This window comes from Streptomyces sp. NPDC029159, from assembly GCF_055564055.1.
Genome location: NZ_JBVHWT010000008.1, coordinates 290603 through 306269 on the forward strand (window position 1 = coordinate 290603; position 15667 = coordinate 306269).

The 15667-nt window shown below is 72.0% G+C and carries 11 protein-coding genes and 1 rRNA gene; 3 read left to right on the forward strand and 9 right to left on the reverse strand.

Annotated elements, in window-relative coordinates:
- Positions 1–55: 55 nt before the first annotated feature.
- On the reverse strand, positions 56–2878 hold the full coding sequence (gene secA, locus ACZ4U4_RS18585; RefSeq protein ID WP_467875169.1) for a preprotein translocase subunit SecA: 2823 nt from the start codon (positions 2876–2878) through the stop codon (positions 56–58).
- 239 nt (positions 2879–3117) lie between these two features.
- Between secA and ACZ4U4_RS18590 the strand changes: the two genes are divergently transcribed.
- Together ACZ4U4_RS18590 and ACZ4U4_RS18595 are read left to right on the forward strand one after the other, a co-directional pair.
- Positions 3118–3729: a GNAT family N-acetyltransferase gene (locus ACZ4U4_RS18590; protein WP_467875172.1), complete on the forward strand. Its 612-nt coding sequence runs from the start codon at positions 3118–3120 to the stop codon at positions 3727–3729.
- An 88-nt stretch (positions 3730–3817) separates the two neighbouring features.
- Positions 3818–5002: a winged helix-turn-helix domain-containing protein gene (locus ACZ4U4_RS18595; protein ID WP_467875175.1), complete on the forward strand. Its 1185-nt coding sequence runs from the start codon at positions 3818–3820 to the stop codon at positions 5000–5002.
- 81 nt (positions 5003–5083) lie between these two features.
- Here the strand turns inward: ACZ4U4_RS18595 and ACZ4U4_RS18600 are convergent, their stop codons facing one another.
- From ACZ4U4_RS18600 to mtnA, 7 genes are all read right to left on the reverse strand, one after another.
- On the reverse strand, positions 5084–5839 hold the full coding sequence (locus tag ACZ4U4_RS18600) for a response regulator (protein WP_467875179.1): 756 nt from the start codon (positions 5837–5839) through the stop codon (positions 5084–5086).
- 225 nt (positions 5840–6064) lie between these two features.
- A complete protein-coding gene (gene hpf, locus ACZ4U4_RS18605; protein ID WP_467875181.1) occupies positions 6065–6757 on the reverse strand; it encodes a ribosome hibernation-promoting factor, HPF/YfiA family in 693 nt (230 codons plus the stop codon).
- Positions 6758–7077: 320 nt separating this feature from the next.
- Positions 7078–7827: a ComF family protein gene (locus tag ACZ4U4_RS18610; RefSeq protein WP_467875184.1), complete on the reverse strand. Its 750-nt coding sequence runs from the start codon at positions 7825–7827 to the stop codon at positions 7078–7080.
- An 88-nt stretch (positions 7828–7915) separates the two neighbouring features.
- Positions 7916–9748, reverse strand: coding sequence for an LpqB family beta-propeller domain-containing protein (locus ACZ4U4_RS18615; protein WP_467875230.1), 1833 nt, complete (start codon positions 9746–9748; stop codon positions 7916–7918).
- An 82-nt stretch (positions 9749–9830) separates the two neighbouring features.
- The gene (gene mtrB / locus ACZ4U4_RS18620) at positions 9831–11879 is read right to left on the reverse strand and encodes an MtrAB system histidine kinase MtrB (protein WP_467875186.1); all 2049 of its coding nucleotides are present in this window, start codon (positions 11877–11879) and stop codon (positions 9831–9833) included.
- A 1-nt stretch (position 11880) separates the two neighbouring features.
- The gene (mtrA, locus tag ACZ4U4_RS18625; protein WP_030045455.1) at positions 11881–12558 is read right to left on the reverse strand and encodes a two-component system response regulator MtrA; all 678 of its coding nucleotides are present in this window, start codon (positions 12556–12558) and stop codon (positions 11881–11883) included.
- Positions 12555–13691 (reverse strand): S-methyl-5-thioribose-1-phosphate isomerase, encoded by a 1137-nt coding sequence (mtnA, locus tag ACZ4U4_RS18630; protein ID WP_467875190.1) that lies wholly within the window; start codon positions 13689–13691, stop codon positions 12555–12557. The genes mtrA and mtnA overlap by 4 nt, the downstream gene beginning before the upstream one ends.
- A 157-nt stretch (positions 13692–13848) precedes the next feature.
- On the opposite strand from mtnA, the gene ACZ4U4_RS18635 reads away from it, so the two are divergent.
- On the forward strand, positions 13849–15159 hold the full coding sequence (locus ACZ4U4_RS18635) for a DUF7847 domain-containing protein (protein ID WP_467875193.1): 1311 nt from the start codon (positions 13849–13851) through the stop codon (positions 15157–15159).
- Between the two features lie 438 nt (positions 15160–15597).
- Here the strand turns inward: ACZ4U4_RS18635 and rrf are convergent.
- Positions 15598–15667, reverse strand: a 5S ribosomal RNA gene (gene rrf, locus ACZ4U4_RS18640); the annotation flags it as partial.

Below are 15667 nucleotides of genomic sequence, written 5' to 3' on the forward strand. Positions count from 1 at the left end.
GACGGCGGCGGGGCCCCGAGGACGCATCCTCGGGGCCCCGCCGGCACGGCTCAGGTCACTTCTTGCGGCGTCGGCCGCCCTTCTGGGCCTTGCGGCGCTCGGCGCGGGTCAGGCCGTCCGACTCCGAGCGGGCCGGGGCGTCGTCGTCGCTGGCGAAGTCGCCCTCGATCACGCCGCCCTCGCCGTCGACCGTCGGCGCCGAGAAGTGCAGCCGGTCCGGCCGCTGCGGCGCCTCCAGGCCCTTGGCGTGGATCTCGGGACGGCCCGCACCGGCGGGAACCGTCTCCGGGGCCTCCTTCTCCAGGGACGGCGCCGCGCCCTCCGCCACCGGGACCTCCTCGACCTGCTGCTCGACCTGGACCTCCAGGTTGAACAGGTAGCCGACGGACTCCTCCTTGATGCCCTCCATCATGGCGGTGAACATGTCGAAGCCCTCGCGCTGGTACTCGACCAGCGGGTCCTTCTGGGCCATCGCCCGCAGGCCGATGCCCTCCTGGAGGTAGTCCATCTCGTAGAGGTGCTCACGCCACTTGCGGTCCAGGACGGACAGCACCACGCGGCGCTCCAGCTCCCGCATGATGTCGGAGCCCAGCTGCTCCTCGCGGGCGGCGTACTGCTGGGCGATGTCTTCCTTGACCGCCTCGGCGATGAAGTCGGAGGTGATCCCGGCGCGGTCGCCGACCTCGTCCTCCAGCTCCTCGACGGTGACCTTCACCGGGTAGAGCTGCTTGAACGCGCCCCACAGGCGGTCCAGGTCCCACTCCTCGGCGAAGCCTTCGACCGTCTCCGCCTGGATGTAGGCGTCGATGGTGTCGTCCATGAAGTGCTTGATCTGGTCCTGAAGGTCCTCGCCCTCCAGGACGCGGCGGCGCTCGCCGTAGATGACCTCGCGCTGGCGGTTGAGCACCTCGTCGTACTTCAGGACGTTCTTCCGCGTCTCGAAGTTCTGCTGCTCGACCTGCGACTGGGCGGAGGCGATGGCCCGGGTGACCATCTTGTTCTCGATCGGGACGTCGTCGGGGACGTTGGCCATGGCCATGACGCGCTCGACCATCTGGGCCTTGAACAGCCGCATCAGGTCGTCGCCCAGGGAGAGGTAGAACCGCGACTCGCCCGGGTCGCCCTGCCGGCCGGAGCGGCCGCGCAGCTGGTTGTCGATCCGGCGCGACTCGTGGCGCTCGGTGCCCAGGACGTAGAGCCCGCCCAGCTCCTTGACCTCCTCGAACTCCGCCTTCACGGCCGCCTCGGCGCGCTCCAGCGCATCCGGCAGGGCGGCCGCCCACTCCTCGACGTGCTCGACGGGGTCGAGACCCCGGCGGCGCAGCTCGGACTCGGCGAGGTCGTCCGGGTTGCCGCCGAGCTTGATGTCCGTGCCTCGGCCGGCCATGTTCGTGGCGACCGTCACGGCGCCCTTGCGGCCGGCCTGGGCGACGATCGACGCCTCCCGCTCGTGGTGCTTGGCGTTCAGCACCTCGTGGTCGACGCCGCGCTTCTTGAGCTGCTGCGAGAGGTACTCGGACTTCTCGACGGACGTGGTGCCGACCAGGATCGGCTGGCCCTTCGCGTGCTTCTCGACGATGTCGTCGACCACCGCGTCGAACTTCGCGGGCTCGGTGCGGTAGATCAGGTCGGCCTGGTCCAGCCGCTGCATGGGGCGGTTGGTGGGGATCGGGACGACGCCGAGCTTGTAGATCTGGTGGAACTCGGCGGCCTCGGTCATCGCCGTACCGGTCATACCGGAGAGCTTGTTGTAGAGGCGGAAGAAGTTCTGGAGGGTGATCGTGGCGAGCGTCTGGTTCTCGTCCTTGATCTCCACCCCTTCCTTCGCCTCGATGGCCTGGTGCATGCCCTCGTTGTAGCGGCGACCGGCGAGGATACGGCCGGTGTGCTCGTCGACGATCATGACCTCGCCGTCGATGACGACGTAGTCCTTGTCGTTCTTGAACAGCTCCTTGGCCTTGATGGCGTTGTTGAGGTAGCCGACCAGCGGGGTGTTCACCGACTCGTAGAGGTTGTCGATGCCCAGCCAGTCCTCGACCTTGCTGACGCCGGACTCGTGGATGCCGACGGTGCGCTTCTTCTCGTCGACGTCGTAGTCGCCGGTCTCCTCGATGCCGCGCTGCGGGTTGGCCGCCTCGCCCTTCTTCAGGCGGCGCACCAACTTGGCGAAGTCGCCGTACCACTTGGTGGCGGAGTCGGCCGGACCGGAGATGATCAGCGGCGTACGGGCCTCGTCGACGAGGATGGAGTCGACCTCGTCGACGATCGCGAAGTTGTGGCCCCGCTGGACGAGTTCATCCTGCGACCAGGCCATGTTGTCGCGGAGGTAGTCGAAGCCGAACTCGTTGTTGGTGCCGTACGTGATGTCGCAGCCGTACTGCTCACGGCGCTGCGCCGGAGTCATGTCGGCGAGGATGCAACCGACCGACAGGCCCAGGAACTTGTGGACCCGGCCCATCATCTCGGAGTCGCGCTCGGCGAGGTAGTCGTTGACCGTGATGAGGTGGACGCCTTCGCCGGAGAGGGCGTTCAGATACGCCGGAAGGGTGCCGACGAGGGTCTTGCCCTCACCGGTCTTCATCTCGGCGACGTATCCCAGGTGAAGGGCCGCGCCACCCATCAGCTGGACGTCGTAGTGGCGCTGGCCGAGCACCCGCTTGGCGGCCTCGCGGACCGTGGCGAACGCCTCGGGCAGCAGGTCGTCCAGGCTCTCGCCGTCCTTGAAGCGCTCCTTGTACTCATCGGTGAGCGCCCGCAGCTCGGCGTCGGAGAGGGCCGCGAAGTCCTCTTCGATGGAGTTGACCTGCCCCGCGATGCGGTGCAGTTTGCGCAGGATCTTTCCTTCGCCTGCACGCATGAGCTTGTTGAAGACGGACACTTGGGCTGGTCTCCTTGCCGGTCGGGCCTGCACTGTCGGGTGCGCGGGCGCGGCATCTTTCCAAGGGGCAGGCCCCGCCGCAACGGCCATCGTAAAGGAGGACGCCGTCCGGTCGGGAGGTCCGCCGCAGCGAACCCTGCCGGCCCCTCTTCCCATGAACGCGCGAGGCCACGAGAAGGTGCCGGGCCGGGCCGCGAAATCCCTTCGTTCCCGTGCCCCGGTGGCCGCAGAATCCCTCCATGAGACCCGTCACCCTCACCACGGAGCGCCTGCTGCTGCGCCCGTTCCGGCCGTCGGACGCGCCCGCGGTGCACGCCGCCTGCCAGGATCCGGACATCCCGCGCTGGACCAGCGTCCCGTCCCCGTACACCGTCCGGGACGCCGAGCACTTCACGGGCGCGTTCTCCCCGCAGGGCTGGCGCGCGGACACCGATCTGTCGTTCGCGGTCCTCACCCGGGACACGGATGTGCTGGTCGGCGCGGTGGGCCTGGCCCGGCTGGACCGTCTGCGCACCCCGGAGCGCCAGGCCGAGCTGGGGTACTGGACCGCCCGGGAGCACCGCGGCAAGGGCTATACGTCCGAGGCCGCCGGCGTGGTGGTGCGCTGGGCCTTCCGGGAGCTGGGCGTGGAGCGCCTGGAGTGGCGCGCCGAGGCCGGCAACCACGGCTCGTGGGCGGTCGCCCGCCGCACCGGCTTCCACCGGGAGGGCACGCTCCGCGGTGAGCTGGTGCGCGGCGGAACCCGCCGGGACGTCTGGATCGGCTCGCTCCTCCCCTCCGACCTGCCGGACCTCGACGCCCCTTCCGGTGCGCCCGCGGCGCGGACGCCATATCTGCCGTACGGACGGTGACGCGGCGGCACGGACCGGAGCGCGCGGCTCCGCCGGGTACGGGCCACGGCGCCCGGCGTTGTCAGTGGTCGCCCCTACTCTGTGCCGCATGACCGCCGTGACACCGCAACCGCACTCCGTGACCGCGCTCTCCCGTGACGAGGCGCGGCGGCTGGCCCTGCGCGCCCAGGGCCTGCTGGGGGCGGACGGCCGCCGCGCCGGGGTCCGCGGGCTGCTGCGCCGCCTCGGCTCGGTGCAGCTCGACACGATCTCGGTGCTCGCCCGCTCGCACGAGCTGATTCCCTACAGCCGCCTCGGCGCCGTCGACCGTACGGAGATCGAGTCCGCCTACTGGAGCGGCGACCGCACCTTCGAGTACTGGTCGCACGCCGCCTGCATCCTGCCCGTCGAGGAGTGGCCGCTCTTCGCCTTCCGCCGCCGCGCCTACCGCGCCCGCCCGCACTGGCACCACGAGCTGTCCCCCGCCGCCTACGACGCGGTCCTCGCACAGCTGCGGGAGCGGGGCCCGCTCACCGCGAGCCAGCTGGGCGGCGCGAAGAACGGCGGCGAGTGGTGGGACTGGAGCGCATCGAAGATCGCGGTGGAGCGCGCCCTGATGTACGGCGAGGTGGTCTGCACCCGGCGCAGCGGCTGGAAGCGGGTGTACGACCTCGCCGAGCGCGCCATACCCGCCCCGCTGCTGGCGGACGAGCCGGCCGACGACGAGTGCGTGCGCCGGCTGGTGGCGCAGGCGGGGGCGGCGATGGGCGTCGCCACCCGCGCCGATCTCGCCGACTACCACCGCCTCAAGGCCGCGCAGGTCGACGCCGTGGTGGCCGACTCCGGGCTGGTGCCGGTCGAGGTCGAGGGCTGGTCCAAGTCCGCCTGGGCCGATCCCGCGGCGCTCGCCACGCCGCCGCGCGGCCGCCACCGCACGACGCTGCTCTCCCCGTTCGACTCCCTCATCTGGGACCGCCCGCGCACCGAGCGGATCTTCGGCTTCACCCACCGCCTGGAGGCGTACGTCCCGCGCGCCCGGCGGATACACGGCTATTTCGTGATGCCGCTGCTGTCCGGGGGCCGGCTGATCGGCCGGGTCGACCCGGCCCGCGAGGGCACCACGCTCGTCGCCCGCCAGGTCTCGATGGACGGCACCGCGGCGGCCCGCCCGATGGCGCAGGCGCTGTCCGAGGCGGCGGGCTGGGTGGGGTGCGACACCGTCCGGGTGGAGCGCTGCGACGACCCGGCGCACGCCGCTGAGCTGCACCGGGAGCTGATACGCCTCGGCGGCTGACCGGGGCGGTACGGACCGGCCGGGCCGCGCGTGCAGGGGCGCGTGGCCCGGAGCCGTAGCGGGCACGCCGCCCGCCCGGCCTCAGCGGATTTCGAGGATCTTCTCCCGCATCGCGTAGACCACCGCTTCCATCCGGGAGTGCAGCTGCAGCTTCTCCAGGATGTTGCGGACGTGGTTCTTCACGGTGTTCTCGGAGATGAAGAGTTCCTTGGCGATGTCGCGGTTGTTCATACCGGTGGCGACGAGCTTGAGGACCTCCAGCTCCCGGTCGGTGAGGCGGGGCGCGGGCACCAGCCGCCGCTCGTCGGTGCGCTGGATCATCGACTTGAACTCGGTGAGCAGCTTGGACGCCATCGAGGGGCTGATCTGCGACTGCCCGTCCGCCACGGCCCGGATGGCGGTGGCCACCTCGTCCGTGGAGATCTCCTTGAGCAGATAGCCGGTGGCCCCGGCCTTGATCGCCTCGTAGAGATCGGCCTCCTCATCGCTGATCGTCAGCATGATGATCTTCGCGCTGGGGGCCACCTCCTTGATGGCGGTGCACGCCTCGATGCCGCCGCGCCGGGGCATCCGTACGTCCATCAGCACGATGTCGGGCAGCAGATCGGCGGCCTTCTCCACCGCCTCGGTGCCGTCCCCGGCCTCGCCGATGACCTGGATGTCCTCCTCCTGGGCCAGCACGATCTCCAGGCCCCGCCGGAAGAGGGCGTGGTCGTCGACGACCAGCACCCGGATCGGCTCCTTGCGTGACGGCTCCGCTCCCCTCCCGAACGCGTCACCGGCGCCGTGACCGCCGCCGTCCGCGTCGCCGCGCACGGGTCCGAAGCTGTCCCCCATCGTCCCTCCCCGTCAACTGCCCGGCCCGATGGCCAGAGCTTGGACACAAGGCTGGTTGACAACAGCCCCCGCGGCCAGCCCGATCAACGCCATACGGCCGCGTCCCCGGCACCCCAGGTGCCCCCGCGCCATGGCCCGGCACCAACTCTATACGGCATCAACTCCTCCCCCTTGCAGGCACGATGGTGCCCCCGGGCGCACGCCGGGGGCACCATGGGGATGAGGTCAGCCGCCGAGTGCGCCCCCCGCGCCCCCGGCTCCTTCCTCCCCGAACGAGTCGGGGTTCAGGTGGATGACGCCGTAGTCGTAGCCGTGCCGCCGGTAGACGACACTGGGCTGCTTCGTCTCGGCGTCGACGAAGAGATAGAAGTCGTGACCGACCAACTCCATCTCGTAGAGCGCCTGGTCGAGTGCCATGGGCGCCGCGGAGTGGGTCTTCTCGCGGACGACCAGCGGGCCGTCCCCCTGGACGTCCAGGGACGCCACCTTCTTGGTGGGCACCTGCTCCTCGGACATCACATCCGTCGCGAGTTCCCCGTTGGGCTTGAGGCTCGCGGCGTCGGGGACGCTCACCGCGACGTCGCTGGCCGGGATCCGGCCGCTGCCCCGACGGGAGAAGCGCTTGTCGTGCTGCTTGCGCAGCCGTGCCTCCAGCTTCGCGGTGGCCAGATCCAGCGCCGCGTACGGATCACCTGCCGCCGCCTCGGCCCGGACCACCGGGCCACGGGAGCGAAGGGTGATCTCCACCCGGTCGGAACGGTCGGCCTGCCGCGGGTTCGGCTCCTTGGACACTTCGACGTCCAGGCTGATCACCTTGCCGTCGAGCTTCTGGACCTTATCCAGCTTCAGCTTCTCGGCCACGTGCTTGCGGAACCGCTCGGGCACCTCGGTCTTGCGGCCCTTGACGACGATGTCCACGCAGAACTCCGTTCCCGGATCGCTCCGCCCGAAAGGCGGTGCGATTCCTTCTTGCACCAGGCTCCGGTGAGTGCCGAAGCCTCGGACTTGGCGACTTTCACCTCCTCCTCCCCCGGGGACGGGCTCTCCACTCTCCTGATTTCAGGGTCGCGGCAAACAGCCTCATATGCACCCAGCACGACATTCGAGGCAAAGCGTCTGCCAAGTCCTCACAACCGAACATAGCTCGCTCCGGCGGGTGTCGGCACCCCCTCACGGCAACCAGCTGCGATCGAGTGGAATTCACCTCTCCGGAGCCGTCCTGTCACTCCTGTCCCCTGTCATCCCTGGAACGTCCGGTCTCCGGCCGCGGTTCCGTACGCGGCGAACGCCGACCCCGGAGCGGCCACCACGGCCGCCCCCGACGCCCGGCCGCCCGCCGCCGCAACCGCCCGCCCGGCCTCGGCGAGCGTCGCCCCCGTGGTCACCAGGTCGTCCACCAGCACCACCCGCTCCGCCGCCACCGGCCCGGCGGCCCCGCCCCGGACCTCCAGGGCCCCGGCGAGATTGGCGAGCCGCTCCCGGGCGCCCAGGCCCGCCTGATCGGCCACCGGTCTGCACTGCCGCAGCCCGGCCCACACCCGCGCCGCCCGGCCCGTCCGCCGCAGCTCACGGGCGGCGGCGTACGCCAGCCGCCGCACCGGGTCGTGCCCACGCCCGGCCACCGCCCGCCGCGCCGACGGCACCGGGACCAGCACCACCGGACCCGCCCGCGGGCCCGCACCGCCCTGCCGCCCGCACAGCCCCCGTACCGCGCCCGCCAGCGCCGCGCCCAGCGGCTCGGCCAGCCGCAGCGCCCCGCGTTCCTTGTGTGCGAGCAGCACCGCCCGCACCTCGTCCGCGTAGACCGCCCCGGCCCACACCTCGGGCAGCCCGGCCGGCGGCGGGTGCGGGCGCACCCGGGCCGCGCCGCGGCCGCCGCGCGTCAGCTGCCGGCGGCACGGCCCGCACAGCTCCGTCCGCGCCAGCCCGCACCCGGCGCACTCCACCGGCAGCACCAGCCCGGCCAGCTCCCGCCACATCCCGCGCATGACTCCACTGTCACGCGCGGGGCGGCCCGCCACCACCCCTGTGGACAACTCCTCCGGCGCGCCGGTCCCCGGCCGCGTAACCGCGCACTCACCCCGGGTAGACCGGCGCCGTACCGTCCTTCGCCACGGTCTTCCAATTGGCGTCCGGCGGCAACCGGACGATGCCGTCGACGGCATCGGCGATCAGCGGACGGGTCTCGTCCTCGGACGCGGCCACCGCCTTGACGCCCGTGACACCGGGCAGGCTCGGCACGTTCGACGCCGACCCGTCGGTCTCCATGAACTGCATCTGCTGGACGCCGCCGGACTCCCGGCCGACGACCACCAACCGGCTGCCGCCCGCCCAGGAGGCCGCGACCACGTCCTCCAACTGCGGGGCGATCGGCCGCAGTTCCTCGACCGACAGCAGCGGGCGCGCCGACGAACCGCCCCGCTCGACCCGGCCGAGCTGCAGCGTCGTCCGCCCGCCGTCCTCCACGAGGATCGCTATCCGGATGCCGTCCGCGGCCATCCGGATCGCCTTGATCCGGCGGTTACCGAGACCGGGCACCGCCACCTGCTCCGGATCGCCCTTGCCCTCGCGCATCCGCAGCAGCCGCGAACCATGGGTGGCGCGCTCGGCGATCCACAGATCCCCGAGTCCGTCCCAACTCGGCGCCGTCAGACCGTCCTTCACCGCGCTGGTCAGAATCGGTCCGCCCCGCTCCGTACCGTCCTCCAGCGCGGCGACGTACAGCGACCTGCCGTCGGTCGACACCCCGGCGGCGGTGCGTTCGTCCCGGGCGACGGCGACCGAGCCCAGCGGTGTCTTGCCCGTCCCGAACGGGCCGCGCACCGGCGACGCCTCGGCCGCGGTGTCCGACAGCGCGACGAGCCGGTGCCCGGCGTCGAGGTAGTACTCGTCGGCCGGTCCGCCGGTGCGCTGCTGCGGCGCGTAGTCCCGCTCCGCCCGGCTCTGGCTCAGGACGCACAGCGAGTTGCCGTTGTCGTCCTCCAGCTCCACCTCGCTGATCTTCGACGCCCGGGTCATGTCCTGGACGGTGAAGAACAACTGAGCCGCCATCCGCCGGCACTGCCCGGTGTCGGTGCTCACCGCCTCCTTGGTGAGCTTCACCCGCAGCGCGTTGGAGTCGTCCAGCGACAGACTGCGGCTGGCCAGCCGGGTGCGGGAGGGGAACTCCGAGACGGTGACCTGATTCAGCCAATTGGTCGGCCCGTCCAGCAGCGCCTGCACGCTCGCCGTGATCGGATCTATCCGCCGCCGCAGGTAGACGGGGTCGGCGACCAGGACGTTACGGCGCGCCTTCGGCTCCTGCGACTCCGTCTTGTAGGACGCGAAGTAGTACTTGTTGACCGACTGATAGATGCGCTGGAAATCGGACTGCCCGAGCACCAGACCGTTGGGCAGCCGGTCGATCCGCCACTGCCCCTTCTCCTTGATGAGGTGGATCGTGCGGTGGTACGGCTTCTCCTCCGGCGTGTACGCGTGCCCGGCGTCCACCGTGGCGACCTGACTGCCCGACAGCGTGACGGTGTATCCGTCGCGGTCCCCGCGGATCTGCGGCCCGTTCTCCGGCTTGGGGCGCTCCTGGAGCACGTTCGTCACCAGGAACGGCCGCCACGTCTTCTTCGCCGACTGCGCCAGATACTGCGTGGCCGTCCGGAAATCCGCCTCGTCGCTGGTGGTCGCGTCCAGGAAGCTGCGGACGATGTTGGTCGGCCGCGCACCGGCCTGCGGCGGCACGCCGTACACCCGCACCTGCGAATCGCCGTCCGCCCGCGGTGACTGGTCGACCGCCTTGACGTCCCCGCTCTCCGGCATCGACGCACAACCGGCCAGCACCAGCGCCGCGGACCCCAGCAGCGCGACGCCCCGGACCCGGCGCAGCCGCGCCCCCGGGGCGGCCCGGGGACGCGGCACCTCGGCGCCCGCCCCCTCCGGCCCCGCGGCGCCCTCGCCCCGGCCCGTCCGGGAGACCCCGGCCTCCCGCTGTCGTCCCTGCTCAGCGCCCACGCAGCTCACCTTCCCGGTCCCCGCCCCGTACGCCGTCGGCCGGCTCACCGGACCGGGCCACCTCACCGGCGCGCGCCTGCGCCCCGCGCGCCTCCTTGTCGTCCCGTACGCCCTCCGGCCCCGCACCGCCACCGGACGGGCCGGCGGGCAGCGCCCGGCGGGACGCGGCCGGCAGCGCGGTCGGGGTGGGGGCGGCGGGCCGCGGACGGCTCGCGGCCGCCGCACGGTTGCGCCGCGAGTCCTCCGGCTCCAACGGGATCGGCGAACCCCGCAGCGCCTCCCCCGCCGTCCGCGGCAGCGTCAGCCGGAACTGCGAACCGCCGCCGGGCTCACCCCACGCCTGGAGCCAGCCGCCGTGCAGCCGCGCGTCCTCGACGGCGATCGACAGGCCCAGGCCCGTACCGCCGGTCGTCCGCGCCCGCGCCGGGTCCGCGCGCCAGAAACGGTTGAACACCCGGGCCGCCTCGCCCGGCTTCAGCCCCACGCCGTAGTCACGCACCGCCACCGCCACCGCACCGCCGCTGGGACCGCCTGCCGACGCCAGCCGCACCACCACGTCACGGCCCTCACCGTGCTCGACGGCGTTGACGACGAGGTTGCGCAGCACCCGCTCGACCCGCCGGGAATCCGCCTCGGCGATCACCGGCTGCTCGGCGCCGCGCACCACGATCCGGGTCCCGGTCCGCTCGGCCAGCGGCTCGGCGCCCTCGATCACCCGCTGCACCACGTCCCGCAGATCGACCGGCCCGGCCTCCAGCGCCGCCGCACCGGCGTCGAACCGGCTGATCTCCAGCAGCTCCGCCAGCAGCGACTCGAAACGGTCCAGCTGGCCGCGGAGCAGCTCGGCGGAGCGCTTGGTGGCCGGGTCGAAGTCCTCCCGCGCCTCGTGGATGATGTCCGCCGCCATCCGGACCGTCGTCAGCGGCGTCCGCAGCTCGTGCGAGACGTCCGAGACGAAGCGGCGCTGCATCCGCGACAACTCCTCCAGCTGCTGGATCTTGAGCTGGAGGTTCTGCGCCATCTTGTTGAACGATTCACCCAGACGGGCGATGTCGTCCTCGCCGGTGACCTTCATCCGCTCCTGGAGCAGCCCGGCCGCCAGCCGCTCGGAGATCCCCGCGGCCATCCGCACCGGCGTGACGACCTGCCGGACGACGAGCCAGGCGATGGCGCCGAGCAGGATCACCACGAACACCCCGGCCGTCGCCAGCGTGCCCGTGACCAGCTTCAGCGTCTCCGCCTCCTGCGTGAACGGGAAGAGGTAGTAGAGCTGGAACTGGTTGCCGTTCACGTCGTTGAGACGCTTGCCGATGATCAACGCCGGCCGGCCCTCGTCGGAGCCGATCCGCTTGATCTGCGTGTACTGCCGGAACGTGCCCGCCCTGGCATCCAGCTTCCGCCGCAGCTCCGGCGGCACACTCGCCTCCGGATCGACATCCCCGGAGGCACGCGGCCCCCGGGTGCCCCGGCTGGCGTCGCCGAACGGCTCGTCGGAGTCCGAGCTGAGCGCCACGACGGAGAAAACGCCCTGACCACCGCTGGCCAACTGCTCGACCAGACCGGTCAGCCAGGTCGCGGAGTCCTGCGCGCCACGGCCGCCGGAGCGTCCGGTGTCGTCACCCGCGGTGGCCCCGGTGCCGGCCCCCGCGCCGTCGGCGAGCTTCTGCGCCACGCCGAAACCGCCCGCCGCCTGGCTCTGCGCGGCCTGCGCCTTCGCGGTGAGCAGCCCGTTACGGACCTGCCCGACGACGACCACGCCGAGCAGCAACACCACGACCAGCGACATCAGCAGCGTCGAGGCGACGACCCGGAGCTGGATGTTGCGCCGCCACAGCCGCACCGCGGGCAGCAGCGGCCGCCGCACCCACCGGCTGAACAGCCGCAACAACGGATGCACCGGGCCGCTGACCGCGCCGTCGGGCAGCAACTGCCCGCCACGCAGCAACCGCGCGAACACCCTCGCCGAGAGGGACGTCCCGCGGACCGAGTCGGTGGAACGCCCCCGCTTCTCCTCCGGGGCCGCACCGGTCCGGCTCATATCAGCTGGGCCCGGCCTTGTAGCCGACGCCGCGCACGGTCACCACGATCTCGGGCCGCTCGGGGTCCTTCTCGACCTTGGAGCGCAGCCGCTGCACATGGACGTTGACGAGCCGGGTGTCGGCGGCGTGGCGGTAGCCCCACACCTGCTCCAGCAGCACCTCACGGGTGAACACCTGCCACGGCTTGCGGGCCAGCGCCACCAGCAGGTCGAACTCCAGCGGCGTCAGCGCGATCGACTGCCCCTCCCGCTTCACCGAGTGCCCGGCGACATCGATGACCAGGTCACCGATGGCCAGCTGCTCGGGCGCCGGCTCCTCCGACCGCCGCAGCCGGGCTCGTATCCGGGCGACCAACTCCTTGGGTTTGAACGGTTTGACGATGTAGTCGTCCGCCCCCGATTCGAGGCCGACCACCACATCCACGGTGTCGCTCTTGGCCGTCAGCATCACGATCGGCACCCCCGACTCGGCCCGGATCAGGCGGCACACCTCTATGCCGTCCCGTCCGGGGAGCATCAGGTCGAGCAGCACGAGATCGGGCTTGGACTCGCGGAAGGCGGCGAGCGCCTTGTCACCGTCCGCCACGAACGACGGTTCAAAGCCTTCGCCGCGCAGCACGATGCCGAGCATCTCTGCCAGTGCGGTGTCGTCGTCGACGACGAGGACGCGTCCCTTCATTCGGCCATCATCCCATTACCTGATCGTGACGTACTCCAACGTGACGTGGAACACAGCTCCGCGAGACCGTCCCGGGTCACCGGCGAGACCACCCCCGCCTCCGTCACGATCGCCGTCACCAGCTCCGCGGGCGTCACATCGAACGCCGGGTTGTATGCCGGCGCCCCCGCCGGAGCAACAGGACGGCTCCCTGAGAACTCCGTCACCTCGCTCCCCGGACGCTGCTCCACGACGATGTCGGCACCCCGCTCCGTCGCCGGATCGACGGTGCTCAGCGGCGCCACCACCACGAACGGCACCCCGTGGTGCCGGGCCAGCACCGCCAGCGGATAGCTGCCCACCTTGTTGGCCACCGAGCCGTCCGCCGCGATCCGGTCCGCCCCGATCAGCACCGCGTCCACCTCCCCCGCCGCGAACAGCGACCCCGCCGCCCCGTCCGCCAGCACCGTGTACGGCATCCCGGCCCGCCCCGCCTCGTACGCGGTCAGCCGCGCCCCCTGGAGCAGCGGCCGGGTCTCGTCCACCCACAGCCTGCGCAGCACACCCTGCCGGTGCGCGGCGAGCACCACCGCCAGCGCGGTCCCCTCACCGCCGGACACCAGGGCACCGGTGTTGCAGTGGGTGAGGATCCGGTGCCCGCCCCCGGGCCGCAGCTCACCGAGGAGCGCCAGGCCGTGGCGGGCCATCCGCGCACTGGCGTCGGCGTCCTCGGCGTGCACCGCACGCGCCTCGGCCAGCGCCGCCGCGGCAGCCGCCCCGGGGTCCGCACCGGCATCCACCGCGGCACGGTGGGCACCGGCCGCCCGCCGCACCCCGTAGCCCAGGTTGACCGCCGTCGGCCGGGCGTGCGCCAGCGTCTCGGCCGCCGCCGTCACCTCGTCACCGCGCGCCGCGGCCAGCGCGACGCCGTACGCGCCCGCGATCCCCAGCAGCGGCGCTCCGCGCACCGCCAGTGTCTGTACGGCCCGCACCAGCTGCGGCACGTCCGCGCAGACCAGCTCGGTCTCCTCGGCGGGCAGCCGGGTCTGGTCCAGCAGCACCACCGCGGGCCCTTCGGGCGGATCCGCCCACCTCAGCGACGGGACGACGGGCGCCGCGGCGCCGGGCTCGGATACCTCGTGACGTTCGGCCATCCGCCCAGTCTGCCGCCGCACACCGCCCGGGCAGAACCTCACCGCCCTCCCAAAGGCCACAGGCACCGGGCCACACCCGCCATGACACGATGACTGCCACCGCTGACGCCGGTCCCCGACCGCCACGGCGGCGGCCGGGAAGCATGAAGGAGCGACGATGAACAACTCTCCGGGCTGGGCCTCGCCCGGATCCGCCCCCTCCGACGAACCGGACCGCGGCGACCGGGACCACCTCGGCCCCACCCCCGCACCGGACGACCACCCCGGCGAGGAGGCAGCGCCCCCGCCACAGTGGTCGAAGCAGCAGCCACCCGCCGGTACGTGGTCCCCGCCCGCGGGCGTCCCCGGCCCCCGGGGACGTGCCACCGCAGGTCACGGGGGAGGCGGCCCGGTGCCGGGCGGCCAGGTACCGGGCGGTCCGCCCTGGGGCGGCGGCTGGGCACCGCTGCCGCCCGCAGCGAAGCCCGGCGTCATCCCCCTGCGGCCGCTGGGTGTCGGGGAGATCCTGGACGGCGCGCTCTCGACGCTCCGCGCCCACTGGCGCACCGTCGTCGGAATCTCGCTGGTCATCGCCGTCGTGGCACAGGTCGCCATCACCCTCGTGACGGGCCTGTGGTTCCCGGACAGCGGCCGCACCCCCGTACTGCGCGGCGAGTCCACCGAGGAGGTCACCAGGGCCTTCCGCGACCTGGGGAAGACCCTCCTCGGCAGCGGCATCACCTCGCTGATCGGGCTGCTCGCCACGATCTTCGCCACCGGCCTGCTGACCATGATCGTCAGCCGTGCCGTCCTCGGCCGCCCGGTCACCGCCGGCGAGGCATGGCGCGACGCCCGCCCCCAGCTGCCCCGCCTCTGCGGCCTCCTCTTCCTGCTGACGCTGCTGCTCACCGCAGTGCTCCTGGTGTGCACGCTGCCGGGCGGCATCGTCCTCGCAGTGGGCTCCGCACCCGCCGGATTCGCCCTCGGTTCGCTCGGCCTGCTGGCCGGCGGCGCCGTGGCCGTCTGGCTGTGGGTACGGTTCAGCCTCGCCCCGCCGGCCCTGATGCTGGAGAAGCAGGGCGTCATCGCCTCGATGCGCCGCTCCGCCAAGCTGGTACGCGGCTCCTGGTGGCGCATCCTGGGCATCCAGCTGCTGATGTACGTGATCGTCGGCGTCGTCGCGTTCCTCGTCCAGATCCCCGTCACGCTGACCGCCTTCATCATCGACGGCGACACCCTCCTGAGCTGGATGAGCGGCACCACCGAGGCCACGGGCTGGACGTTCCTGACCCTCCTGGGCATCGGCTCGGTCATCGGCTCCGCCCTCACCTTCCCGCTCAGCGCGGGCGTGACGGCGCTCCTCTACATGGACCAGCGCATCCGCCGCGAGTCCCTCGACATCGAACTCGCCCACGCCGCCGGCCTCACCGGCTACGACACCCCGGCCCCCACGGCCCACGTCCCCGGCCAGACCACCAACGAAAACTGACGCACTGCCGTCCAAGGTCCCGGGGAATCCCCCAGGTACTCCCCAAGCCGGCCGTCCTCCGCCCCGTCTCCCCTCAGGAGGCGGGGCGTAGGTATATCCGCTCCTAAGCTCCTATCGCGGACTCTGCACACCGTCCCGTTCGGGGCACCACCTGAACCGCCCCCGGGCCTCAACAGCCCGTACAACGGCAGTGATCCCCCGCCCACAGCTCCACCACAGCGACGGCCTACGCCCCCGCCGTACGTACCCAGCCGAAGACCGGAGAGCCCCTCCAGCAGCACTTCTACGTCGGCCCGCCCCTGACGCCTCACCTGCTGCAGTGCAGCAGGAGATAAGGGCCGGAAAGGGCGACAAGGAAAGTCGAATACACCTGAAACGCAAAAATGCTCCGGTCCCCGGAAACCATCACTGGCTTCCGGGGGCCGGAGCTGAATAATTGTTCGGCGGCGTCCTACTCTCCCACAGAGTCCCCTCTGCAGTACCATCGGCGCTGAAAGGCTTAGCTTCC

Excerpts from the sequence above, each read along its gene's own strand:
- mtrA (WP_030045455.1), bottom strand. The coding sequence starts at position 12,558 with ATGAAGGGACGCGTCCTCGTCGTCGACGACGACACCGCACTGGCAGAG.
- mtnA (WP_467875190.1), bottom strand. The coding sequence starts at position 13,691 with ATGGCCGAACGTCACGAGGTATCCGAGCCCGGCGCCGCGGCGCCCGTC.
- ACZ4U4_RS18595 (WP_467875175.1), top strand. The coding sequence starts at position 3,818 with ATGACCGCCGTGACACCGCAACCGCACTCCGTGACCGCGCTCTCCCGT.
- ACZ4U4_RS18610 (WP_467875184.1), bottom strand. The coding sequence starts at position 7,827 with ATGCGCGGGATGTGGCGGGAGCTGGCCGGGCTGGTGCTGCCGGTGGAG.
- ACZ4U4_RS18600 (WP_467875179.1), bottom strand. The coding sequence starts at position 5,839 with ATGGGGGACAGCTTCGGACCCGTGCGCGGCGACGCGGACGGCGGCGGT.
- mtrB (WP_467875186.1), bottom strand. The coding sequence starts at position 11,879 with ATGAGCCGGACCGGTGCGGCCCCGGAGGAGAAGCGGGGGCGTTCCACC.
- ACZ4U4_RS18590 (WP_467875172.1), top strand. The coding sequence starts at position 3,118 with ATGAGACCCGTCACCCTCACCACGGAGCGCCTGCTGCTGCGCCCGTTC.
- ACZ4U4_RS18635 (WP_467875193.1), top strand. The coding sequence starts at position 13,849 with ATGAACAACTCTCCGGGCTGGGCCTCGCCCGGATCCGCCCCCTCCGAC.